Origin of the sequence: Rhodococcus sp. p52 (genome assembly GCF_000763325.2) — a bacterium.
GTDB classification, from domain to species: Bacteria; Actinomycetota; Actinomycetes; order Mycobacteriales; family Mycobacteriaceae; genus Rhodococcus; species Rhodococcus pyridinivorans.
In genome coordinates this window covers 3865455-3888085 of sequence record NZ_CP016819.1, presented here as the reverse complement: position 1 = coordinate 3888085, position 22631 = coordinate 3865455, and the positions used below count along the sequence as shown (strand labels likewise).

At 69.2% G+C, this 22631-nt stretch carries 20 protein-coding genes; 10 read left to right on the top strand and 10 right to left on the bottom strand.

All coding sequences use genetic code 11. The features are described 5' to 3' along the window. Positions 1 to 70 precede the first annotated feature (70 nt). Positions 71 to 946 carry a RecB family exonuclease gene (locus IM25_RS17945; protein ID WP_033098346.1) on the top strand — a complete coding sequence of 292 codons (876 nt, stop codon included), beginning with the start codon at positions 71 to 73 and terminating at the stop codon, positions 944 to 946. Further along, a complete protein-coding gene (locus IM25_RS17940; protein WP_033098345.1) occupies positions 943 to 1782 on the top strand; it encodes a thioesterase family protein in 840 nt (279 codons plus the stop codon). The genes IM25_RS17945 and IM25_RS17940 overlap by 4 nt, the downstream gene beginning before the upstream one ends. Positions 1783 to 1823: 41 nt before the next feature. On the opposite strand, the gene hisG is transcribed toward IM25_RS17940, so the two are convergent. The 6 genes from hisG to metH form a co-directional block, all read right to left on the bottom strand. Beyond that, positions 1824 to 2687, bottom strand: a complete 864-nt coding sequence (hisG, locus tag IM25_RS17935) for an ATP phosphoribosyltransferase (protein WP_006552165.1) — start codon at positions 2685 to 2687, stop codon at positions 1824 to 1826. Between the two features lie 93 nt (positions 2688 to 2780). Next, entirely contained in the window at positions 2781 to 3062 is a 282-nt protein-coding gene (locus IM25_RS17930; RefSeq protein ID WP_172506045.1) for a phosphoribosyl-ATP diphosphatase, read from the bottom strand. A gap of 40 nt (positions 3063 to 3102) precedes the next feature. Further along, on the bottom strand, positions 3103 to 3990 hold the full coding sequence (locus IM25_RS17925) for a pseudouridine synthase (RefSeq protein ID WP_033098344.1): 888 nt from the start codon (positions 3988 to 3990) through the stop codon (positions 3103 to 3105). 4 nt (positions 3991 to 3994) lie between these two features. Next, a complete protein-coding gene (gene trhO, locus IM25_RS17920; RefSeq protein WP_019289517.1) occupies positions 3995 to 4855 on the bottom strand; it encodes an oxygen-dependent tRNA uridine(34) hydroxylase TrhO in 861 nt (286 codons plus the stop codon). A 1-nt stretch (position 4856) separates the two neighbouring features. After that, the gene (locus IM25_RS17915) at positions 4857 to 5564 is read right to left on the bottom strand and encodes an HAD family hydrolase (RefSeq protein WP_033098343.1); all 708 of its coding nucleotides are present in this window, start codon (positions 5562 to 5564) and stop codon (positions 4857 to 4859) included. Then, the gene (metH, locus tag IM25_RS17910; RefSeq protein WP_065996213.1) at positions 5557 to 9126 is read right to left on the bottom strand and encodes a methionine synthase; all 3570 of its coding nucleotides are present in this window, start codon (positions 9124 to 9126) and stop codon (positions 5557 to 5559) included. The genes IM25_RS17915 and metH overlap by 8 nt, the downstream gene beginning before the upstream one ends. Positions 9127 to 9177: 51 nt before the next feature. Here metH and IM25_RS17905 point away from each other — a divergent pair, with 51 nt between their 5' ends. Next, a complete protein-coding gene (locus IM25_RS17905) occupies positions 9178 to 10077 on the top strand; it encodes a PAC2 family protein (protein ID WP_065996211.1) in 900 nt (299 codons plus the stop codon). After that, a complete protein-coding gene (locus tag IM25_RS17900) occupies positions 10074 to 11219 on the top strand; it encodes an MFS transporter (protein ID WP_033098341.1) in 1146 nt (381 codons plus the stop codon). Before IM25_RS17905 ends, IM25_RS17900 begins: the two co-directional genes overlap by 4 nt. Before the next feature lie 151 nt (positions 11220 to 11370). Here IM25_RS17900 and IM25_RS17895 read toward each other — a convergent pair whose 3' ends face one another. Next, a complete protein-coding gene (locus IM25_RS17895) occupies positions 11371 to 12219 on the bottom strand; it encodes an AraC family transcriptional regulator ligand-binding domain-containing protein (protein ID WP_198162507.1) in 849 nt (282 codons plus the stop codon). Here IM25_RS17895 and IM25_RS17890 point away from each other — a divergent pair. Beyond that, positions 12194 to 12793 carry an SDR family NAD(P)-dependent oxidoreductase gene (locus IM25_RS17890; protein WP_006552157.1) on the top strand — a complete coding sequence of 200 codons (600 nt, stop codon included), beginning with the start codon at positions 12194 to 12196 and terminating at the stop codon, positions 12791 to 12793. The two genes, IM25_RS17895 and IM25_RS17890, sit on opposite strands and share 26 nt — an antisense overlap. A 25-nt stretch (positions 12794 to 12818) precedes the next feature. On the opposite strand, the gene IM25_RS17885 is transcribed toward IM25_RS17890, so the two are convergent. Beyond that, positions 12819 to 13280: a 6,7-dimethyl-8-ribityllumazine synthase gene (locus IM25_RS17885; RefSeq protein WP_006552156.1), complete on the bottom strand. Its 462-nt coding sequence runs from the start codon at positions 13278 to 13280 to the stop codon at positions 12819 to 12821. Positions 13281 to 13400: 120 nt separating this feature from the next. On the opposite strand from IM25_RS17885, the gene IM25_RS17880 reads away from it, so the two are divergent. From IM25_RS17880 to IM25_RS17865, 4 genes are all read left to right on the top strand, one after another. Next, entirely contained in the window at positions 13401 to 14468 is a 1068-nt protein-coding gene (locus tag IM25_RS17880; protein WP_006552155.1) for a helix-turn-helix domain-containing protein, read from the top strand. Positions 14469 to 14540: 72 nt separating this feature from the next. Next, positions 14541 to 15392, top strand: coding sequence for a trehalose-phosphatase (gene otsB, locus IM25_RS17875; RefSeq protein WP_230810854.1), 852 nt, complete (start codon positions 14541 to 14543; stop codon positions 15390 to 15392). A gap of 65 nt (positions 15393 to 15457) precedes the next feature. Then, entirely contained in the window at positions 15458 to 17875 is a 2418-nt protein-coding gene (locus IM25_RS17870) for a glycoside hydrolase family 65 protein (protein WP_198162506.1), read from the top strand. Positions 17876 to 17891: 16 nt separating this feature from the next. Beyond that, the gene (locus IM25_RS17865) at positions 17892 to 18656 is read left to right on the top strand and encodes an HAD family hydrolase (protein WP_065996209.1); all 765 of its coding nucleotides are present in this window, start codon (positions 17892 to 17894) and stop codon (positions 18654 to 18656) included. A 3-nt stretch (positions 18657 to 18659) separates the two neighbouring features. Here the strand turns inward: IM25_RS17865 and IM25_RS17860 are convergent, their stop codons facing one another. Further along, positions 18660 to 21026 (bottom strand): phosphoketolase family protein, encoded by a 2367-nt coding sequence (locus tag IM25_RS17860; RefSeq protein WP_033098338.1) that lies wholly within the window; start codon positions 21024 to 21026, stop codon positions 18660 to 18662. Positions 21027 to 21299: 273 nt separating this feature from the next. Here IM25_RS17860 and IM25_RS26495 point away from each other — a divergent pair, with 273 nt between their 5' ends. Further along, the gene (locus IM25_RS26495; RefSeq protein ID WP_065996208.1) at positions 21300 to 21893 is read left to right on the top strand and encodes a hypothetical protein; all 594 of its coding nucleotides are present in this window, start codon (positions 21300 to 21302) and stop codon (positions 21891 to 21893) included. A 1-nt stretch (position 21894) separates the two neighbouring features. On the opposite strand, the gene IM25_RS17850 is transcribed toward IM25_RS26495, so the two are convergent. Next, a complete protein-coding gene (locus tag IM25_RS17850) occupies positions 21895 to 22596 on the bottom strand; it encodes a DNA alkylation repair protein (RefSeq protein WP_006552149.1) in 702 nt (233 codons plus the stop codon). Between the last annotated feature and the right edge of the window lie 35 nt (positions 22597 to 22631).

Genomic DNA, 22631 nt, shown 5'->3' with positions numbered 1-22631 from the left:
CCAGCCCCGCACCCGGGATCGGGCACGCGGGTCCGGCACCGTGTCGGACCCGCGTCCTAGCCTGCCAGGTGTGACCACAGCTGCGCCCACACCCCCCACCGACACGACGCGGCCGGTCGCCCTGTCCCCCTCCCGGGCCGCCGACTTCACCCGCTGCCCGCTGCTCTACCGCTTCAAGGCGGTCGACCGGCTCACCGCACCCCCGACCCGCGCCCAGGCACGCGGCACCGTCGTGCACGCCGCCCTCGAAGCGTTGTTCGGCCTCGACGGACCGGCCCGCACCGCCACCGCCGCGCAGACCCTGCTGCCCGACGCCCTGGCCCGGGTCCTCGCCGCCACCCCCGATCTGGGCGTGGACACCGACGACGCGGGGTTCCTCGCCGAGGCCGCCGCGCTGCTGGACACCTACTTCACCGTCGAGGACCCCACCGCGGTCACCGCCGACGGCTGCGAACTGCGGGTGGAGACCACCCTCGACGGCGACGTCCCGCTGCGCGGCATCATCGACCGCCTCGATGTCGACGCCACCGGTGCGGTGCATGTCGTCGACTACAAGACCGGCCGCGCCCCGTCCCCGCGCGGCGAGCGGGCGGCGCTGTTCCAGCTGAAGTTCTACGCGCTGATCGTGTGGCGGCAACGCGGCATCGTCCCGGCCTCGCTGCGGCTGCTGTATCTCGGCGACGGTCAGGTGCTGCACTACCGGCCCGACCCCGAGGAACTGCGTCGCTTCGAACGGATCGTGCGGGCGATGTGGGCGACGATCCGGCAGTTGCGCGCCAGCGGCGACTTCCGCCCCAATCCCGGTCCCGGCTGCCGGTGGTGCGATCATCGGGCATTGTGCCCGGCGTTCGGCGGTACCCCACCGCCGTATCCCGCCGACGGCGTTGCGACGCAATCGACACCGGGCGCGCCCCACCGCATCGAGCAGCAGGAGAATCCCGAGTGAGCGACGCCGCCTACTACGTGCCGGTCCCCCGGCCGACCACCCCCACCGGCCCGGTCGACGACGTCGAGATCGCGGTGTTCCGCCCCACCGAACACACCGTCAGCACCTGGGGACCGCACCTGCAGCACGGCGCCCCACCCTCGGCGCTGCTCGCCCGCGCCATCGACCGGCACCGGCCCCGCCCCGACACCCGCCTGAGCCGGCTCACCGTCGAACTGCTCGGCCCCGTCCCCCTCACCGACCTCGAGGTGCGCACCCACATCGAACGACCCGGTCGCCGCATCGAACTGGTCGTCGCCGAATTGTGGGCCACCGCCCCCGACGGCACCGACCGCCCGGTGGCGCGCGGCACCGGCTGGCGCCTCGAAACCATCGACCTGCCGCAGGTCGCGCGGACCTCCGAAACCCCGCTGCCCGCCCCCGACCACTTCGAAGCCACCGCCCCGCACGTCTTCTGGAAGGGCGGCTACATCGACACCGTCGAATGGCGCATCATCGTCCCCTTCGGCGCTCCCGGCCTGTCGTCGGCGTGGGTGCGCAGCGAGATCGCCCTCGTGGAAGGCGAAACCCCCAGCGGGCTCGACCGGTTGATGAGCGTCGCCGACGTCGCCAACGGTGTCGGATCCAAACTCGACCCCCGCGAGTACACCTTCCTCAACACCGAACTGACCGTGCACCTGTTCCGCGCCCCCGAGTTCCGCGAACAGGACTGGGTGGGGATCGCCGCGGAGATGTCCGTCGGACCCGACGGGGTCGGCATGACCGCCGGTCTGCTCTACGACGAGACCGGCGCGCTCGGCCGCATCGCCCAGAACGTGCAGGTGCGGTCCCGCTGATCAGCGGGACCGCACCGGAAGATGTCGGGATCGGTGCGCGTCTATTCGGGGGCGCGCATCGCCCGGCACGAGCGGATGTTCGACGCGAGGATCGCGCGGGCACCGATCTCGGCGAGCCGGTCCATCACCGCGTTGTGGCCCTTGCGCGGCACCATCGCCCGCACCGCCACCGAATTCTCGTTCGCCAACGGCGAGATCGTCGGCGACTCGAGACCGGGCGTGACCTGCACGGCCTGCTCGAGCAGGTGCTTCGGGCAGTCGTAATCGATCATCACGTACTGCTGCGCGAAGACCACACCCTCGAGACGGGCGATCAGCTGGTTGCGGGCCCGATCCGAGCGATCCGAATCCTCCCGCTCGATCAGCACACCCTCCGAATCGCACAACGACTCGCCGAAGGCGACGAGATCGTGCTGCCGCAACGTCCGGCCCGAGCCGACCACATCGGCGATCGCGTCGGCGACCCCGAGCTGGATGGAGATCTCCACCGCACCGTCGAGCCGGATCACCTCGGCCTCGATGCCGCGGGCGGCGAGATCACGACGCACCAGATTCGCGTACGAGGTGGCGATGCGCAGACCCTGCAGATCCTCGACCGACCAGTCGCGGCCCTTCGGCGCGGCGTACCGGAAACGCGAGGACCCGAAGCCCAGCGACAACCGCTCGGTGACCGGAGCCCCCGAATCCATCGCCAGGTCGCGGCCGGTGATCCCCAGATCCAGCTCGCCGGAACCGACGTAGATCGCGATGTCCTTCGGCCGCAGGAAGAAGAACTCGACGTCGTTGACCGGGTCGATGACCGTCAGATCCCGCGAGTCGGTGCGCCGACGGTAGCCGGCCTCCTGCAGGATCTCGGCGGCGGACTCGGACAGCGAACCTTTGTTGGGGACTGCGACGCGCAGCATGACGGATTGGGTCCTTTCGAACGACGAGCAGAAGCGAGGAAGGGATCTACAGGGGGCACGGACGGCGGCACCGGCACAGCGGGCCACCGGCCGTCACAGATGCTTGTAGACGTCCTCGGGCTTCAGACCCCGCCCCACCATCAGCACCTGCACCCAGTACAGCAGCTGCGAAATCTCCTCGGACAGTTCCTCGTCGGACTGGTACTCGGCGGCGATCCACACCTCACCGGCCTCTTCGAGTACCTTCTTGCCCTGGAAATGCACGCCGGCGTCCAGGGCGGCGACGGTGCCGGAGCCCTCGGGGCGGGTCGCGGCGCGTTCGGACAGCTCGGCGAACAGGGAATCGAAGGTCTTCACAGGGGTCGATTGTTTCATGCCCCGCCACCGGCCCCACAGCCAGGACACCGACCCTCGCTCAGAACTCGAGTTCCCGCCCGCTGACGAACCGCCGCTCCACCCCGCTGATCGGATCGGTGAACTCCAGCGACCGCGCCAGCAACCGCAGCGGATCGGTGAAATCGTCCGCGTCGCGCCGCCGGAACCACGGATAGAAGTTGTCCCCCACGATCGGCACCCCCAACGACGCCAGATGCAGCCGCAGCTGGTGGGTGCGACCGGTGCGCGGGAACAACCGGTAGCGGGCCAGCTCCCCACGCCGCTCGACCAGCTCGATGCGCGTCTCCGAATTCGGTTCGTCGGCGAACTGCTCGGCCGTCGGCTCCCCGTGCCGCTTGACGATCCGCGTGCGCACCACCTGCGGGAACGACAGGTCGGACCGATAACCGGCGACCGCCTCGTACACCTTGCGCACCCGCTGACGCTCGAACAGCTCCTGATAGGGCCGCCGCCATGCCGGATCCGTCGTGCACAGCAGCACCCCGGCGGTCATCCGGTCGAGCCGGTGCACCGGCACCAGATGCGGCAACTCCAGCTCGCGCCGCAACCGCACCACCACCGACTCGCGGATGTGCGCTCCGCGCGGGATCGTCGCCAGGAAATGCGGCTTGTCCACCACCACGAGACCGTCCTCCCGATGCAACACGCGCACCGGGAACGGCACCGGCACCTCCGGCGGCGGATCGCGGTAGAAGTACACGAACCGCGTCGGCTGATACGGCGTGCACGCGTCGACGCGGCGGCCGTGCTCGTCGACCAACTCCCCCGCCCCCATGTGCGCCGCCCAGTCCTCCTCGGGGTGGCCGGCCTGCAGGAACTCGACGATCGTGGCCGCGTCGGCATCGGCGGGCATCCGGATGCGGTCGGGGCCGAGCCCGTCGCGCACCGGCAGCGGTGCAGCACGCACCGGTCTACGCCTCCACGAGGTCCGGGACGCAGCCCTCGCACACCAGAGTCAACTCCCGGCCGTGGAGATCCGGATGATTCCGGTACCGCGAGGTCGGCGTCCCGCACAGGGTGCAGCGGCCGATCACCGGCGCCTCGGCGCTGAACTCGACGTTCATCCGCCCGTCGAAGACGTACAGCGAACCCTCCCACAGGCCCTCGTCTCCGAAGGTCTCGCCGTAGCGGACGATGCCTCCGTCGAGCTGGTAGACCTCTTCGAACCCGCGATTGCGCATCAACGCCGACAGCACCTCACAGCGCACCCCACCGGTGCAGTAGGTGACCACCGGGCGGTTCTTGAGATGGTCGTAGCGTCCGCTGTCGAGCTCGGCGACGAAATCGCGGGTCGTGGCGACATCCGGCACGATCGCATCCCGGAACCGGCCGATCTGCGCCTCGAAGCGGTTGCGGCCGTCGAAGAACACCACCTCGTCGCCGCGCTCGGCGACCAGCTCGTGCACGCCGTGCGGCGACAGATGGGTGCCGCCGTCGACGATGCCGTTCTCGTCGACCTTCACCTCGTCGGGCACCCCGAACGTCACGATCTCCGGACGTACCTTCACCGACAGCCGCGGAAAGTCGTCGCCGGTGCCGTCGGACCACTTGATATCGGTGTCCTTGAAGGCCGCATAACCGCGCAAGCCACGCACGTACTTCTTCACGTCGGCGATGTCACCGCCGACGGTGCCGTTGATGCCGTGCTCCGAGATGAGAATCCGCCCGGTCAACCCCAGCGACGACGCGAGGGTGTGCTGCCACAACCGGATCGCCTCCGGGTCGGGCAACGGGGTGAACTTGTAGAACAGCACGATCTTCGGGACCGCCACCTCAGGGCACCCCCGCACCGTGCAGCTCGTGCAGATCCTCGGCGCTCAGCCCCTCGAGCGTGGACCGGAACACCCGCCGCTCCGAGCCGGGCACATCCACCAGTGACGGCACCACCAGCACCGTGCACCCGGCCGAATCCGCCGCGGCCGCCCCGGTCGGAGAATCCTCCACCGCCAGACACTGCGCCGGATCCAGACCGAGCAACTCCGCAGCCCGACGGTAGGGCGCCGGATCGGGTTTGCCGGCCGGCACCTCGTCGCCACACACCGAATGATCGAAATGCTCACGGCCCAGGGTCGCGAGGGCCACCTCACACAACGCCCGCTCGGTGTTGGTCACCAGCACCGACCCCAGTCCCGCCTCGCGGACGGTGCGCAGCGCGGCCTGCGCGCCGGGCCGCCACGTGAGCCCGTCGGCGAACAACCGGCCCATGTAGTCGGTCAGCCACGCCGCCGCAGCCGCCGCCTCGTCCGGGGTCGGTTCCAGACCCAACCCGGCGAAGGTGCGCAGCACCGCCAGATCCATCGGCCCCCCGATCGTGGAGATGCGGGTCTCGTCGCTCATCGGCCCACCGAGATGCAACGACAACTCGTGCATCCCGATGTCCCACAAGCGTTCCGATTCGAGCAGGGTGCCGTCCATGTCCCACAGCACCGCCCGCAGCGCACCGGTCTGCACCGCGAGCGGCGCCTCCACCCGATCAGACATTGAAATACTTCGCCTCCGGGTGGTGCAGCACGAACGCATCGGTGGACTGCTCGGGATGCAACTGCAGCTCCTCCGACAGCTCCACCCCGATCCGCTCGGGTTCGAGCAGCTCGACCAGTTTGATGCGGTCCTCGAGATTCGGGCACGCGCCGTAACCGAACGCGAACCGGGCACCGCGGTAGGCAAGCTTGAAGTACTCCGCGACCTCCTCCGGATCCTCGTCCGCGGCCGTGCCGCCCTCGGCGAACGCCAGCTCCTGCCGCACCCGCCGATGCCAGTACTCGGCCAGCGCCTCGGTCAGCTGCACACCGATGCCGTGCACCTCGAGATAGTCGCGGTACGAATTCGACGCGAACAACTCGTTCGCGAAGTCCGCGATCGGCTGCCCCATCGTCACCAACTGGAACGGCCACACATCCACCTGGCCCGACGCGAGCGCATCCTCCCGCGACCGCACGAAATCGGCGATGCACAGGAACCGCGAACGCTGCTGCCGCGGGAAGGTGAACCGGTAACGCTCGGGAGCATCCGGGCGCGGCTCGGTCAGCACCACCACGTCGTCACCCTCGGACACCGCCGGGAAGTAGCCGTACACCACCGCCGCGTGCTGCAGGATGCCCTCGGTCGCCAACCGGTCCAGCCAGTACCGCAACCGCGGCCGGCCCTCGGTCTCCACGAGCTCCTCGTAGCTCGGGCCGTCGCCACCGCGCTGCCCGCGCAGGCCCCACTGCCCCAGGAACAGCGCACGCTCGTCGACCAGCGCCGCATAGTCGGCCAGCGGGATGCCCTTGATCACCCGGGTGCCCCAGAACGGCGGCGTCGGCACCGGCAGATCCTTCGCGACGTCACTGCGCTCGGGGATCTCCGCCGGCGTTTCCGCGGCCTTGCGCTTCTCCGCGATCCGCTTGCTGCGCTCGTGCCGCTCCTTGCGCTCGGCGGCCTTGCGGGCGGCCTCGATCGCCTCCGGACTGTCCGGCGCCGGACCCTCACCGCGCTTCTCGGCCATGACCCGGTCCATCAGCGACAGACCCTCGAACGCATCGCGCGCGTAGGACACCTTGCCCTCGTAGACCTCCGCCAGATCGTTCTCGACGTAACTGCGGGTCAGCGCCGCACCACCGAGCAACACCGGGAACTGCTCCGCGACCCCGCGGGAGTTGAGCTCCTCGAGGTTCTCCTTCATCACCACCGTCGACTTCACCAGCAGACCCGACATGCCGATCACATCGGCGCGCTTGTCCACCGCCGCGTCGAGGATCGTCGCGATCGGCTGCTTGATGCCGAGGTTGACCACCTCGTAGCCGTTGTTCGACAGGATGATGTCCACGAGGTTCTTGCCGATGTCGTGCACATCGCCCTTGACCGTCGCCAGCACGATCCGGCCCTTGCCCTCGTCGCCCGTCGACTCCATGTGCGGCTCGAGGAACGCCACCGCGGTCTTCATCACTTCGGCGGACTGCAGCACGAACGGCAACTGCATCTGACCCGACCCGAACAGCTCACCGACAGTCTTCATGCCCGACAGCAGCGTGTCGTTGATGATCGCCAGCGGCGGGGGGGTCCTCATCGCCTCGGTCAGATCGTCCTCGAGACCGTTGCGCTCGCCGTCGACGATGCGCCGCTCGAGCCGCTCGAACAGCGGCAACGCCGCCAGCTCCTGCGCCCGCGACTCGCGTGCCGACGCCGCCGACACCCCCTCGAACAGCTCCATCAGCTTCTGCAGCGGGTCGTAACCCTCGCTGCGCCGGTCGTACACCAGATCCAGCGCGACCTGCCGCTGTTCCTCCGGGATCCGCGCCATCGGCAGAATCTTCGACGCGTGCACGATCGCCGTATCCAGACCCGCCGCGGTGCACTCGTTCAGGAACACCGAGTTCAACACCTGCCGCGCCGCCGGATTCAGACCGAACGACACATTCGAGATGCCCAGCGTGAAGTGCACCTCCGGATGCGTCTCGTGGAGGCGGCGGATCGCCTCGATCGTCTCGATCGCATCGCGCCGCACCTCCTCCTGACCCGTCGAGATCGGGAAGGTCAACGCATCGACGATGATGTCCTGCGGCGACAACCCCCACCGACCGGTCAGATCCGCGATCAACCGCTCGGCGATGCGCACCTTGTGCTCGGCGGTGCGGGCCTGGCCCTCCTCGTCGATCGTCAACGCGACCACCGCCGCGCCGTGCTCGACGACGTGCTCCATGATCCGCTCGAACCGCGAACCCGGACCGTCGCCGTCCTCGTAGTTCACCGAGTTCACCGCACACCGACCACCGAGATGCTCGAGACCCGCCTTGATCACGTCCGGCTCCGTCGAGTCGATCATGATCGGCAACGTCGACGACGTCGCGAACCGCGACGCCAGCTCCGCCATGTCCGCCGCCCCGTCACGCCCGACATAGTCGACGTTCAGATCAAGCATGTGCGCACCGTCGCGGATCTGATCCTTCGCGATGTCCAGGCACTTCTGCCAGTCCGCGGCGAGCATCGCCTCCCGGAACGCCTTCGACCCGTTCGTGTTGGTCCGCTCACCGATCATCAGGATCGACGCGTCCTGCTCGAACGGCACCGAGGTATACAGCGACGACACACCCGGCTCCGGCTGCGCGGCGCGCGGCGCCGGCTGCACCCCCCGCACCGCCGCCGCAACCTGCCGGATGTGCTCGGGGGTGGTGCCGCAGCAGCCACCGACGAAGGTCAACCCGTACTCGGAGACGAAACCTGCCAGGGCCTCGGCGAGCTCCTCCGGCTGCAGCGGGTACTCGGCGCCGTTCGCGCCCAGCACCGGCAGACCCGCATTCGGCATCACCGACACCGGGATCGTCGCGTGCTGCGACAGATACCGCAGGTGCTCGCTCATCTCCGCCGGACCGGTCGCGCAGTTCAACCCGATCAGGTCGATGCCGAGCGGCTCGAGGGCGGTCAGCGCGGCACCGATCTCGGAACCGAGCAGCATCGTGCCGGTGGTCTCCACTGTCACGTGGGTAACGATCGGGATCCGGCGACCGGCCTGCTCCATCGCCCGCTTGCTACCGATGATCGCGGCCTTCGCCTGCAACAGGTCCTGACAGGTCTCCACCAGGATCGCGTCGGCACCACCGTCGAGCATGCCCAGCGCCGCCTCACCGTAGGCGTCGCGCAGCGCAGCGAACGGCGCGTGGCCGAGGGTGGGCAGCTTCGTACCCGGACCCATCGACCCGATCACCATCCGGGCCATGCCGTCGGCGCCGGGACCCATCTCGTCGGCGACCTCGCGGGCGAGGCGGGGACCGAGCTCGGACAGCTCACGGATGCGGTCGGCGATGTCGTAGTCGGCGAGGTTGGGCAGGTTGCAGCCGAAGGTGTTCGTCGAGACGACATCGGCGCCGGCCTCGAAGTACGCCCGGTGGATCCCCCGGATCACATCGGGACGAGATTCGTTGAGGATCTCGTTGCACCCCTCCAAACCGCGGAAGTCGTCGAGCGACAGATCCGCGGCCTGCAACATGGTGCCCATCGCCCCGTCTCCGATGACAACGCGCTGGCTCAGCGCATCGAGCAGGACAGAATGAAGTGGGGTGGACATGCCCTTCAGACTAGTGGGCGCCCGGATCGGGCCGGGTCGTAGGCTGGACGAGTGAGTACACCAGAGTTTCCCGAGACCCCGGACCAGGACGTCCCCGTCCTGCGCGATCCGGTGCTCGTCGCCGCCTTCGAAGGGTGGAACGACGCCGGCGACGCCGCCAGCGGCGCCGTCGAACACCTCGAGTTGATCTGGGACGCCGAGCCGTTCGCGGAGCTGGACTCCGAGGAGTACTACGACTACCAGGTCAACCGGCCGCAGGTGCGGCTCGTCGACGGGGGCACCCGCGAGATCGACTGGCCCACCACCCGGCTGTCGCTGTGCTCCCCGCCCGGCAGCGACCGCGACATCGTCCTCCTGCACGGCATCGAGCCGAGCATGCGCTGGCGCAGCTTCTGCGACGCCATCATCGAACTCGTCGACGAGTTCGAGGTCCACACCGTCGTCCTGCTCGGCGCACTACTCGCCGACACCCCGCACACCCGCCCGGTCCCGGTGACCGGCACCGCCTACAGCTCCGAGGCCGCCGAACGCTTCAAGCTGCAGACCTCCCGCTACGAAGGACCCACCGGGATCACCGGCGTGCTGCAGGACGCCTTCGTCCGCGCGGGCATCCCCGCGGTGTCGTTCTGGGCGGCGATCCCCCACTATGTGTCCAACCCGCCGAACCCCAAGGCCACCGTGGCGCTGCTGCGCCGCGTCGAGGACGTCCTCGACCTCGAGGTGCCCCTTGGCGAACTCCCCCTCCTCGCCGAGGAGTGGGAACAGACCGTCACCGACATGATCGAGGACGACGAGGAGATCGCCGAGTACGTGCGCACCCTCGAGGAGCGCGGCGACGCCGAGGCCGAGGAGGACATCTCCGAGGTCATCGCCAAGATCGACGGCGACGCCCTCGCCGCCGAGTTCGAACGCTATCTGCGGCGACGGGGCCCCGGCGGCTTCAACAAGTGAGGGATCTGCGCGAACCGCTGCAGCGCACGGCGCTGTACGCGGGCGGCTTCCTCGGTCCCTTCGGCGGCAGTGTCGTCGTGTCGATGCTGCCGGAGATCGGCGCCGACACCGGTGTGTCCACCGGCACAGCCGCGACGACGGTCACCGCCTATCTCGGTGTGTTCGCCGCCGCGATGCTGTTCTCCGGCACGCTCGGCGCACGGTGGGGACGCGTCCGCACCGTGCGCACCGCCTATCTCGTCTACGCGGCGGTCTCGATCGCCGCGGCGCTGGCGCCGACCTTCTCGGTGCTCATCGGCACCCGCATGCTGCAGGGCGCGGCCAACGCGTTCACCACTCCGCTGCTGCTCGCGGCGCTGGCCGTTATCACCCCGAAGGACAGGCTCGGCCGCGCTCTCGGATTGTTCGGGGCGATGCAGGCCGCCGGCCAAACCGTCGCCCCACTGATCGGCGGTCTCGCCGCCGAGGTGAGCTGGAGATGGGCGTTCGTCGTGCTTGCCGGCGCCGCGCTGCTCCTGGCGCTCGCCGGCCTGCCCGAATCGGTGCGCGACGACCCGTCCGGTACCACTCGGGTCCGACTGCGCGACGCGCTGACCCCGCGCGTCCTGCGTATCGGGCTGGTCGCATTGCTCGGTTGGGGTGCGCTCGGCGGACTCGGATTCCTCCTCGCCTTCCGGGTCGAGGACGACTTCGGGTTGTCCCCGTCCGAACGCGGCGTGGTACTCACCGTGTTCGGACTCGCCGGCATCCTCAGTTCCCGGCCGGTCGGGATGCTCATCGACCGCGTCGGTGCCCGCGCGATCGTGCTCATCGGCGCGGTGAGCGGCGCAGCGCTGGTCGTGGTCGTCGGTACCGTCCCGTGGCTCGTCGTGCTCGGCGTCGCGTGGTTCCTGGCAGGTATCGCTTCGCAGTTCATCCTCGTCGGGGTCAACGCCGCGGTGCTCGGTGGGCCGGGCGGCAACCGCGGTGGCGCGGTGTCCGTCGTGCAGGCCTTCCGCTTCGGCGGTGCGGCCTTCTCCCCTCTCCTGCTGACGCCGGTGTACGGCGCCGACCCGGTCCTCGCGTTCCTGCTGCCTGCCGCGCTGCTCGGTGTGCTCGTTCCCCTGGCCATGGCTCGACGCCCTGAGGCATCGAGCCGCTGACACCGACGTTCTCCTGGCAAGTTTGGTGGTTGGTAGCTGGTGCCCCGCTGTGCGGTGAGTAGGTCCTGAAGGAGGATAGATTCTGATTTTCTATGATTTCCGTATTATTCAGAATATCTCCAAGAGCTCTCGAACCGGTCCCGCAGTCGCCTCAGACCGAGCGTCTCTCCCATCCTCGCCCACCCGGCGTCCGGCCGGTCCACCGCTGGAACGCCACCGAGAAGCTCGACGCATCGGCGTAGCCCAGACGGTGCGCCACCCTCTCCACCGGCAGGCCCGCATCCAGCAGCTCCCCCGCCATCGTCCCCCAGCGTCTCGGCCACGATCGCCCGGTACGAGGCCCCCCTCCTCCCCCAGCGTCTCGGCCACGATCGCCCGGTACGAGGCCCCCCTCCTCCCCCAGCGTCTCGGCCACCTGGTCCTGCGTGGGGCCCTCCGCGGCCCGGCGCAGCAGCACTTCCCGCACGCGGGCGCCGAGCTCGCCGTGGTTCTGTCTGCGCTGCAGCAGTTCCGCGCACTCCCGCAGCAGTACGGCGGCGGCCTCCGGGCTCGTGGTCGGCATGGGCCGGTCCAACGCCCGCGCGTCCACTACCACCGCATGCGTCGACGCCGTCGTCTTCACCAGGAACCCCCGGTCGCGAAACACCGGCGCGATCCGCTCACCGAGCGATTCGGCCACCTCGATGCGACGGATCTCGGACGGCTGCCCCCACAGCGCACCCCAATGGGCGAGAATCCCCGGGACGTCGCGCTCCAGCAGGAAGCCCCGCAGCTGCGCCGGCACGTGCCGGTCGTCGAGGCAGAAGCGGACTTCGTCGCCCGCATACTCCAGGGCGGCGCGCGAGAAGGCGAAGGTGAGATCGAAGAAACGGGTGCCCACCTCGATGCCGTCGCGCACCGTCGCACAGCTCATCAGGGCGTAACCGAAGATCCCGTGCACCGCCGCCCGGATCGATGCGCGCTTCGGCACCACGGTGTTCCGGTGGCCTCTGGACGTCACCGACCGAGGGTCCTTCGACGAATTCCTCAGCCTGGCCCACATGGAGTTCGGCGGGATCGACGTGCTCGTCAACAACGCCGGTATCATGCCCACCGGCGCGTTCCTCGAGGAGACCGACTCGGTCACCGACCGGCAGATCGACATCAACGTCCGCGGTGTGATCCTCGGTTCGAAGCCGGCCGCGGCGCGGTTCACCGAACAGGGCTACGGACACATCGTCAATCTCGGCTCCGTCGTGGGCATCGAAGGCGCCCCCGGCCTCACGGTGTACTCCGCGACCGAGCACGCCGTGATCGGCCCGGACGAGGTCGCCGCCGCGATCGTGCAGGTGATCGCGACGGCTCGTCCCGGCCTGCGGTACGTGCCCCGCACGGCGGGCGCGATCCTCGGAGCGCGGAAGGCGGTGCCGGAAGCGACCCGTCACCGCATCACCGCGGCATTCGGTCTGCAGTCGCTGGCACTGAACACCGACGAGACCGCGCGGGCGGCCTACCGTCGGCGCACCGAGGCTCCGAACCAGGCAGCGGCCGGCGAGGACTCGGCGGCGAAGAATCCCTCCGGCAGCGCACGCTGATCCGACGCGCGCTGCCGACCGGGGCTCAGTCTCCGGTCGGCAGCGCGCGCAGCGAGCGCACCGTGGCGTCGACGGCGCGAGCCGCCTCGGCGCCCTTCTTGACGAAGTGCCGCGTGAAGTACTCGACGTGCTCGTCGTGCTCGTGGAAGTTGTGCGGGGTGAGCACGACGGAGAAGACCGGCACATCGGTGTCGAGCTGGACGCGCATCAGGCCGTCGATCACCGCGGTGGCGACGAAGTCGTGCCGGTAGATGCCGCCGTCGACGACCAGCCCGGCCGCGACGATCGCGTCGTAGCGCCCGGTCTTCGCCAGCCGCTTGGCGTGCAGCGGGATCTCGAAGGCGCCGGGGACCTCGAAGAAGTCCAGGGCGTCCTGCGAGACGCCGAGGCGGGTGATCTCCTCGGTGAAGCCTGTACGTGCCTGGTCGACGATGGTGCGGTGCCAGGTCGCCTGAACGAACGCGATGCGCCCGGTGATGTCGGTCATGGTCACGAAACTAGCGCATGCCGCGTCATAGTTTGCGGTGCGGGAGAGGGGCTGTTCCGCCCTATGGGATTTCGATTATTTCTCTTTTCCGTCATGCACAGAGTGACTACGGTGGTGGATGTGACACAGTCGGCTCCCGCCCCCGAGAACACCATCGGTCCCCGCCCCGAGCGGTACATCGACATCTACCGTCGCGCCACCGCCCGACTCGAGGCGTGCCTGCCGCTCGGCTGGTCGCTGTCGAGCGACCGCCCCCGCTCCCCCGAGGCACCCACCCGGATGCTCGTCTCCGCCCCCGACGGCGACACCGTGTCCTTCTCCGTGGTCGCCTCCCGAGGTGTGCTCTCCGGCGACGTCGCGCGCATCGCCGCCGACCTGTCCGACTCCGACCGCGGCTTCGTGTGCGCCCACTATCTGTCCGATCCGGTGCGCCGCCAGCTCGACCGGCACGGCATCTCCTACGCCGACGCGACCGGCAACCTCTCGCTCGTCGCCGACCGCCCGGCGGTGTGGGTCCGCGACCGCGGCGCCGACGCCGACCCGTGGCGCGGCCCGGGCCGCCCGTCCGGGGTGCTCACCGGCGAACCGTCCGACCGCGTGGTGCGCGCACTCGCCGATCACGTCGGGGAGATCTCCGTCCCGGAACTGATCAAGCTGTCCGGCGCGTCCACCGGCGCGACCTACCGCGTCGTCGAGGTGCTCGTCGAACGTGAGCTCGTGCGCCGGGTCCCGCGCGGCCCGATCGTCGAGGTGCGCTGGGAACCGATGCTGCGGGCCTGGGCCGCCGAGCGGAAGGTGTGCGCGGTCCGCCGGTTCACCGCCCCCGAGGGCGTCACCGCGACCCGCGCGCGACTGGCCGAACGCATCGACATCCCCTACGCGCTCACCGGCGTCGGCGCCACCGACTACGCGGCCCCGACGCTGCTCGAGGTCTACGCCGACGACCCCGACGACTTCGCCGACAGTCTCGGCCTGCGCCCGGTCGAGCACGGCGGCGACGTCGTGGTGGCGATCCCCTGGTCGCCGGTGATCTTCGAACGGATGGACCGTCGCGGCGGACTGCGCCATGCCGCCGTCTCACACGTCTACGCCGACCTGCTGGCCGGCCCGTTCCGCAACGACGATGCCGCCGAACACGTCCGCTCCCGGCTCACCGCGGACGAGCACTGGCGACGCCCGGTCCGCTGACCGCTGCATCCGGCCGATCCCCCTCCCCGGATCCACGGCCGAGCCTTTCGATCTTTGTGTACGGTGCGAACCATGACGGGTCGCCGCGACGACAGGAGTACCGATCAGATGACCGCGCCGCGCACCGTGGAGGACCTACCGTCGGCACTCGACGGCGCCGCTCTGTCCGATCGTCTCGCGGGCCGCCGGCCCGCGGTCTTCCTCGACTACGACGGTGTGCTCACCCCGATCGTCGCCCGTCCCGAGGACGCGGTGTGGTCGGATGCCATGCGCCGCACCGTCCGTGAACTCGCCGACCGCGTGTCGGTGTGCATCGTCACCGGCCGCGACCGCGACGTCGTCCAGCAGCTCATGGGGGTCGACGATCTCGTCGTCGCCGGCAGCCACGGTTTCGACATCTGGAGCCCCACCCACGGGCAGATCGCCCACGACGTCCTCACCGACTTCACCGATCTGATCACCGAGACCACCGAGACCCTGCGCACCCGCCTGGACGGTCTCGACGGTGTCGGCATCGAACCGAAGCGCGCGTCGGTTGCCGTGCACTACCGGCAGGCCTCCCCCGAGGTGCACGACCGGGTGGGTGCGATCGTCGAGACGCTGTTGCAGGAGAACCCCGACCGGCTCGCCGTGGTGCCGGGAAAGATGGTCTACGAACTCAAACCGGCCGTGGACTGGAACAAAGGCAAGGCGGTTCTGCACCTGATCGAGGTCCTCGGTCTCGCCTCCGACGACGTCGTGCCGCTCTATCTCGGCGACGACATCACCGACGAGGACGCCTTCCGGGCGTTGCGGGGTCGCGGCATCGGGATCCTCGTCGGCAGCCCCGACGACCCGGAGATGGCCGGACGCCGCACCGACGCCGAGTTCGTCCTCGCGTCGGTCGACGACGTCGAACGTTTCCTGTCGGCCCTGGGTAGATGACAGCGCCGCCGGGTGACAGCACCGCCGGACAGTTCGTGTCGAGTACGACCCGCCAGGAGGTTCGCGTGTACGACCCGGAGTTCACCCTCGACTACGACGGTTTCGATCCAGACGACGAACCCCTGCGCGAAGCCCTGACCTCGACGGGCAACGGCTACTTCTGTTCACGCGGCACCGCCGAGTGGGAAGACATGGGCGAGGTCCATTATCCGGGGACCTACGCGCATCGTTGCTACAACCGCGAGACCACCATCATGGGTGGCAGCCCGGTCCTGAACGAGGATCTGGTCAACCTCCCGAACTGGCTCGTGCTGAAGCTGCGCATCGACGGCGGCGAGGCGATCCGCCTGGCACAGGTGGAGATCCTCGACTACCGGCACGTCTACGACATCCGCACCGCCACCGTGGTCCGCGAACTGCGGTTCCGGGATCGGCACGGCCGCGAGACGTCGCTGTGCAGCAGGCGGTTCGTGAGCATGGAGCATCCGAACCAGGGGGCGCTCGAATGGTCGCTGACCCCGGAGAACTGGTCGGGGCGGGTCGAGATCGTCACCGCCCTCGACGGCCGGGTCTCCAACCGCGCCGTGGCCCGCTACCGCGATCTCGAGGCACGGCACCTCGATCCGGTCTCGCCGCGCACCTACGGCCCCGAGACGATCGCGCTGAAGGTGCAGATCCGCCAGTCCGACACCTACATCGCCCAGGCCGCCCGCACCCGGGTGTTCCGGGAGGGCTCGTGCGGGGCGATGCTCGTCGACCGCGATCTGTACCAGATGGAGGACTACATCCAGCAGGTCCTCTCCTTCGACATCGCCGAGGGCTCGACGGTACGCATCGAGAAGATGGTGGCGATGTTCACCTCCCGCGACGACGCGATCACCGAGCCCCTCGCGTCGGCGGGCCGGCACGTGTTGCGCTATCCGGATTTCGCCGAGGCGTACGACGAGCACGTCGCGGCCTGGGACGAGTTGTGGGACATCTGCGACATCCGGCTGCCGCGGGAGCCGCGCGCGCAGTTGCTGTTGCGTCTGCACGTCTCGCACGTGCTGCAGGTCTGCTCACGGCACACCGCGCGCCTCGACGCGGGAGTGCCGGCGCGCGGACTCAACGGCGAGGCTTATCGCGGGCACGTGTTCTGGGACGAGATGTTCGTCTATCCCTTCCTGAACATGCGGGTCCCCGAGATCACCAAGGGACTGATCCTCTACCGTTACCGCCGGTTGGGCGAGGCGCAGGCCGCGGCGAGCGAGGCCGGTTACCGCGGCGCGATGTTCCCCTGGCAGAGCGGCAGCGACGGCACGGAGGAGACCCAGACGGTGCATCTCAATCCGATGTCGGGGCAATGGGATCCGGACTTGAGCCGGAACCAGCGTCACGTCAGCGCCGCGATCTTCTACAACGTGTGGCACTACTATCAGGCCACCGACGACGTCGACTTCCTGGCCGACTACGGCGCCGAGATGATGCTCGAGATCGCGCGGTTCTGGGCGTCGATCGCGCACTACAACCCCGACCGGGACCGCTACGAGATCCATGGGGTGATGGGCCCGGACGAGTTCCACGAACGGTATCCGGGAGCCACCGAGGGCGGTCTGCGCAACAACGCGTACACCAACGTGATGGTCGCGTGGATCGCGGCGCGCGCCCTGGACGTCTTCGAGGTGTTGTCGAAGAGCCGGCGCACGGCCCTGCGGGCCCGGTTGCGGGTCACCGACGAGGAACTGCGCACCTGGTCGGAGATGAGCCGGAGAATGTTCGTGCCCTACCACGACGGGGTGATCAGCCAGTTCGAGGGCTACGAGGATCTCGAGGAACTCGACTGGGAGCACTACCGCACGAAGTACGGCAACATCGGTCGGATGGACCGCATCCTGCGGGCGGAGGGCCGCGACCCGGATGCCTACAAGGTGGCCAAGCAGGCCGACACGGTGATGCTGTTCTTCCTGTTCGACGACGCCGAGCTGCGGCAGGTGTTCGAACAGCTCGGCTATCCCTACGATCGCGACCTCGTGCGCCGCACCGTCGACTACTACGACCAGCGCACCTCGCACGGCTCGACGCTCAGTCACGTGACGTTCGCCGGTGTGCTCGCGACCTTCGATCCGCAGTCGTCGTGGCTGCGGTTCAAGCTCGCGCTCGAGAGCGATGTCAGCGACCTGCAGGGCGGCACCACCAAGGAAGGCATCCACATGGGGGTCATGGGCGGCACCCTCGATCTGGTGCAGCGCTACTACGTCGGTGCCCGCGCGTACGGCGACGTGCTCGTCTTCCGGCCCAAGCTCGTCTCGCACCTCGACGGGGTGTCGTTCTCCATGCGGTACCGCGGCACTCCCCTGCGGGTGCGGATCGACGGCGACAAGCTGTCGGTGCGCGCCGAGACCGAGGGCTTCCGGGTGCCGGTGCAGGTCGCGGTGGACGGCGAACTCGTCGAGCTCGGCGCCGGCGAGTCGCACGAGTTCCGGCTCGCCGCCGTCCCCGCCTGACCGCGAGGAGGACATCGTGCCCGAGACGCAGTCGCGGTTCCGTGCGGTGATCTTCGACGTCGACGGGGTGCTCGTCGATTCACCGCACGAGACGGCGTGGCGGGAAGCGCTGGCGGAGTTGATGACCGGCGACTGGCGCGACCTGCAACCCGAGACCTCCTGGACCGACGACGCGTTCACCGCGGCGGTGTACCGGCAGGGGCTGTCGGGTCGGCCGCGGATGGACGGCGCCCGCGCCGCGCTCGAATACTTCGCGGTGCCCGACGCCGAGCGCCGCGCGGTGGACTACGCCCAGCGCAAGCAGGCCCGGTTGCTGCGGTTGATCGACGAGCGCCGGTTCCGCGCCTACGACGACGGGGTGCGCTTCGTCGCGGCCGTGCAGGCGGCGGGGATCGCGGTGGCCGCGGCGTCCTCGTCGAAGAATGCCGGGCTGTTCCTGCGGGCGGTCCCCGCCCACGACCGTCCTGGCGAGACGCTGCTCGACCGGTTCGACGCGGATCTGTCCGGCCGCCCGGTCGCCCACGGCAAACCCGACCCGGAACTGTTCCTCACCGCCGCCGACGAACTCGAGGTGCCCGCCCAGGCGTGCGTGGTCGTCGAGGACGCGATCAGCGGGATCCGGGCGGCGAAGGCCGGCGGCATGTGGGCGCTCGGTGTCGCCCGTTTCGACGACGCCGCCGACCTCGAGGACGCGGGCGCCGATCTGGTGGTGACCTCCCTCGACGAGGTCGACGTCGACGCCTTCACCGCCGGGCGACTGGCCCGCCGCGGATCGGTTTGACGCTCAGTCAATTCCGACGCCCTGCCAGTGCCAGTCGGTGATCACCGGCATGTCCTCGCCGTGGGTACGCACGTAGCGGGTGTGTTCGGCGAGGATGTTCTCGAGTTCCTCGCGGGCGTGCCCGGCGATCGGCCGGATCCGCTCGACGCGGTCGAGGACGTCGAGCGCGAGGTGGTAGCGGTCGATGCGGTTGAGCACGCACATGTCGAACGGTGTGGTGGTCGTGCCCTCCTCGATGTAGCCGTGGACGTGGAAGTTCTCGTGGTTGGTGCGCCGGTAGACGAGACGGTGGATCAGCCACGGATAGCCGTGGTAGGCGAAGACCACCGGCTTGTCGGTGGTGAACAGCGCGTCGAAGTGCGCGCCCGGCAGCCCGTGCGGGTGCGCCCGGTCGTCCTGCAGCCGCATGAGGTCGACGACGTTGACCACCCGGATCCGCAGGTCGGGGAAGCGGCGGTGCAGGATGTCGACGGCTGCGAGGGTTTCCATCGTGGGGATGTCGCCGGCGCAGGCGAGCACCACATCCGGTTCGACGTCGCGGTCGGTCGAGGCCCACTGCCAGATCCCGATGCCCTTGCGGCAGTGGGTCATCGCGTCGTCGATATCGAGGAACTGTACGGCCGGTTGCTTCCCGGCGACGATCACGTTGATGTACTGGCGGGTGCGCAAGCAATGATCGGCCACCGAAAGCAGGGTGTTGGCGTCCGGCGGCAGGTAGACGCGCACGACCTCGGGTTTCTTGTTGACGACGTGGTCGATGAATCCGGGATCCTGGTGCGAGAAGCCGTTGTGGTCCTGCCGCCACACGTGGGAGGTGAGCAGGTAGTTCAGCGACGGGATGGGGCGGCGCCAGCGGATCCGGTTCGTGGTGAGCAGCCATTTGGCGTGCTGGTTCACCATCGAGTCGACCAGGTGCGCGAAAGCCTCGTAGCTGGAGAACAATCCGTGCCGGCCGGTGAGCAGATACCCCTCGAGCCAGCCCTGGCAGGTGTGTTCGGACAGGATCTCCATGACGCGGCCGTCGGGGGCGACCCGGTCGTCACCCGGCTCGATGCGCGCGTTCCAGGTGCGGTCGGTGGCGTCGAGGACCGCGTCGAGGCGGTTGGAGTTGTTCTCGTCGGGCGCGAACATCCGGAAGTTCGTGGCGTTGCGCCGCATGACGTCGCGCAGGAAGGTGCCGAGGATGCGGGTGGCCTCGCCGGTGGCGGTGGCCGGTTCGGGAACGTCGACGGCGTAGTCGCGGAAGTCGGGCAGGATCAGATCCCGCAGCACCGCTCCCCCGTTGGCGTGCGGGCTGGCGCTCATCCGCCGGGTGCCACGGGGCGCGAGGTCGCGCAGGGCCGCGACGGGAACGCCGTCGTCGTCGAACAACTCCTTCGGCCGGTAGCTGCGCAGCCACTCCTCGAGGAGGTGGCGGTGCTCGTCGTTCCTGCGCGGATCACCGATCGGCACCTGGTGGGCGCGCCACGTGCCCTCGACCGGGGCGTCGTCGACCTCCACCGGGCCGGTCCAGCCCTTCGGGGACCGGAGCACGATCATCGGCCACGCCGGGCGGGTCGCGTTTCCTGAGCTGCGGGCGGTCTGCTGGATCTCGGAGATGCGGTCGAGCGCCGCGTCGAGGGCGGCGGCGAAGCGCCGATGCATGTCGGCGGGATGGTCGCCGGCGACGACGATCGGTTCGTGCCCGTAGCCACGCAGCAGCGAGATCAGTTCGTCCTCGCCGATGCGCGCGAGCACCGTCGGGTTGGCGATCTTGAAACCGTTGAGGTGCAGGATCGGCAGTACCGCGCCGTCGCGGCGCGGGTCGACGAATTTCGTCGAATGCCAGCTCGCGGCCAGCGGCCCCGTTTCGGCTTCGCCGTCGCCGACGACCGCGGCGACGATCAGATCGGGATTGTCGAAGGTGGCGCCGTAGGCGTGCGAGAGGGAGTAGCCGAGTTCACCGCCCTCGTGGATCGATCCGGGGGTCTCGGGGGCGACGTGGCTGGGAATGCCGCCGGGGAACGAGAACTGGCGGAACAGGCGCCGCATGCCGTCCTCGTCGCGGGAGATATCCGGGTAGACCTCGCTGTAGGTGCCTTCGAGCCACGCCGCGGCCACCGGTCCGGGTCCGCCGTGACCGGGACCCATGACGTACATCATGTCCAGGTCGCGGGTGGTGATGGCGCGGTTGAGGTGCGCGTAGACGAAGTTCAATCCCGGTGTGGTGCCCCAGTGTCCGAGCAGCCGCGGTTTGATGTGTTCGGGCCGCAGCGGTTCGCGCAGCAGCGGATTGTCCATGAGGTAGATCTGGCCGACGGACAGATAGTTCGCGGCCCGCCACCACGCGTCGAGGGTGCCGAAGTCGGTGTCGGTGGTGGGGAGCTGCATCGTTCTCCTCGTCGTCGCTGATATCCGGCGCCGGCCAGGGCTTTCCCGCGAATGCGCATGCGGGGCCCGGCCTGCCGCGTACCCTCGCTCGGAACGGTACCCAATCGCGGAGGTACCCACTCCCGGTACCGACCGGAACGATCCGACACCGGAAGTCGAATGCGAATGCCCTGGGCCAGGACCGCACAGGAACGCACAGTCGATTACGAAGCACCGCAGCGGCGGGGGATCCATCCCGTTCGCAGGCCGCGCGGTGGGGGTGATCGGGCGCTCGTGGCGTTCGCACACCTGGTCACGGCGGTGGCCGGTGGCCGCGGATACTGGTTCGACGAGATGTACATGCTGGCCGTGGGCCGCAATCACCTCGACTGGGGGTCGGCCGACCAGCCGCCGGTCGCGCCGCTGATCGCATGGGTCGCCGAGGTGGTCGTGCCCGGGTCGGTCCTCGTGCTGCGGATACCGGCGATCGTGGCGACGGTGGCTGCGGTCGTGGTCGTCGCGCTGATCGCCCGCGAGCTGGGTGGTGATCGGCGTGGCGCTCGCCGCGCTCGTGCCGTCCGTCTCGGTGCCGATGTCCAACAGCGACGTCGGGGAACGGATCGCCGCGAGCACCGCGGGCGCGTACGAGGATCTGTCGGCGCACAGCCCAACCGCGCGTACGGCTATTTCCCTCTTCCCGACGAGTCGAGCACCGATGTGCTGTTCACCGGTGCCGACCCGTTCGACCTCGAACCGTATTTCACCGAGATCCGTGAGGTGCGCGGACCTGTGAGCGACGACATCGACGTCCGGGTGTGGCTGCTGACGGGAAGGACCACCGGGTGGCACGAGATCCGGCAGCAGATCCGCACACTCGACGTGGCGTGAGCTACGGCTGGGTGGCCTTCGCCTCGTTCTTCCGTTGCACCATCTCGCCGATCCAGGCCGGCGCGTACGGTGACGTGCAGCCCGGTGACGTCGGATAGTCCTTCAGCACCTCGAGGCGTTCGCCGATGTCGAGCGCGCGGGCCCGGTGGTCGGGGTGTTCGATGCCGACCTGCGCCAGGCACGTGTTCATCGCCCACTGCAATCGTTCGGGGGCGTCGCGCATCTGAGCGTCGATGATGTCGAGCAGGCCGGACAGGTCGAGGCCGTCGGCGTTCTTGACGACACGCTCGGCGGTGAGTGCCCAGCCTGCGCTCGCGACGATCGGATCTGGATCGGTCATCCATCGCCCGCGCAGCTCCTCCGCGTGCGGGTTCTTCTTCACGACGTAGTTCACGAACCAGTCGTGCACCTTCGGGGTGCCGGTCTCACGGACCATCGTGTCGAGTTCGTCGGCGGTGAACGCCTTCGGGCGGCAGACCAGCAACGCGAGCAGCCGGGCGGCGGTGTCGCCGGTGGCCCAGAGTTGCTGCGCGAGCTCGTGCTGCGTCTTCACCCGCTTGGCGACGGCGCGCAGGGCGCTGAGGTTCACGCCGTGGTCGTCGCCGTGTTTCTCGTTCACCGCGCGGATCTTCGGGTCGTCGAGTGCAGCGAGTTCGGTGAGCAACTCGTCGATGGTCGGAGCGTCCGTTTTCGTCTGTGCCACCGCGATCTCCTGTCCGTATGTCGGTCGCGCCTCAG

Bases quoted from the DNA above. Each gene is read 5' to 3' on its own strand.
- hisG (WP_006552165.1), bottom strand. From the start codon at position 2,687: ATGCTGCGCGTCGCAGTCCCCAACAAAGGTTCGCTGTCCGAGTCCGCC.
- otsB (WP_230810854.1), top strand. From the start codon at position 14,541: ATGACGGGTCGCCGCGACGACAGGAGTACCGATCAGATGACCGCGCCG.
- metH (WP_065996213.1), bottom strand. From the start codon at position 9,126: ATGTCCACCCCACTTCATTCTGTCCTGCTCGATGCGCTGAGCCAGCGC.
- IM25_RS17885 (WP_006552156.1), bottom strand. From the start codon at position 13,280: ATGACCGACATCACCGGGCGCATCGCGTTCGTTCAGGCGACCTGGCAC.
- IM25_RS17915 (WP_033098343.1), bottom strand. From the start codon at position 5,564: ATGTCTGATCGGGTGGAGGCGCCGCTCGCGGTGCAGACCGGTGCGCTG.
- IM25_RS17930 (WP_172506045.1), bottom strand. From the start codon at position 3,062: ATGAAACAATCGACCCCTGTGAAGACCTTCGATTCCCTGTTCGCCGAG.
- IM25_RS17860 (WP_033098338.1), bottom strand. From the start codon at position 21,026: ATGCAGCTCCCCACCACCGACACCGACTTCGGCACCCTCGACGCGTGG.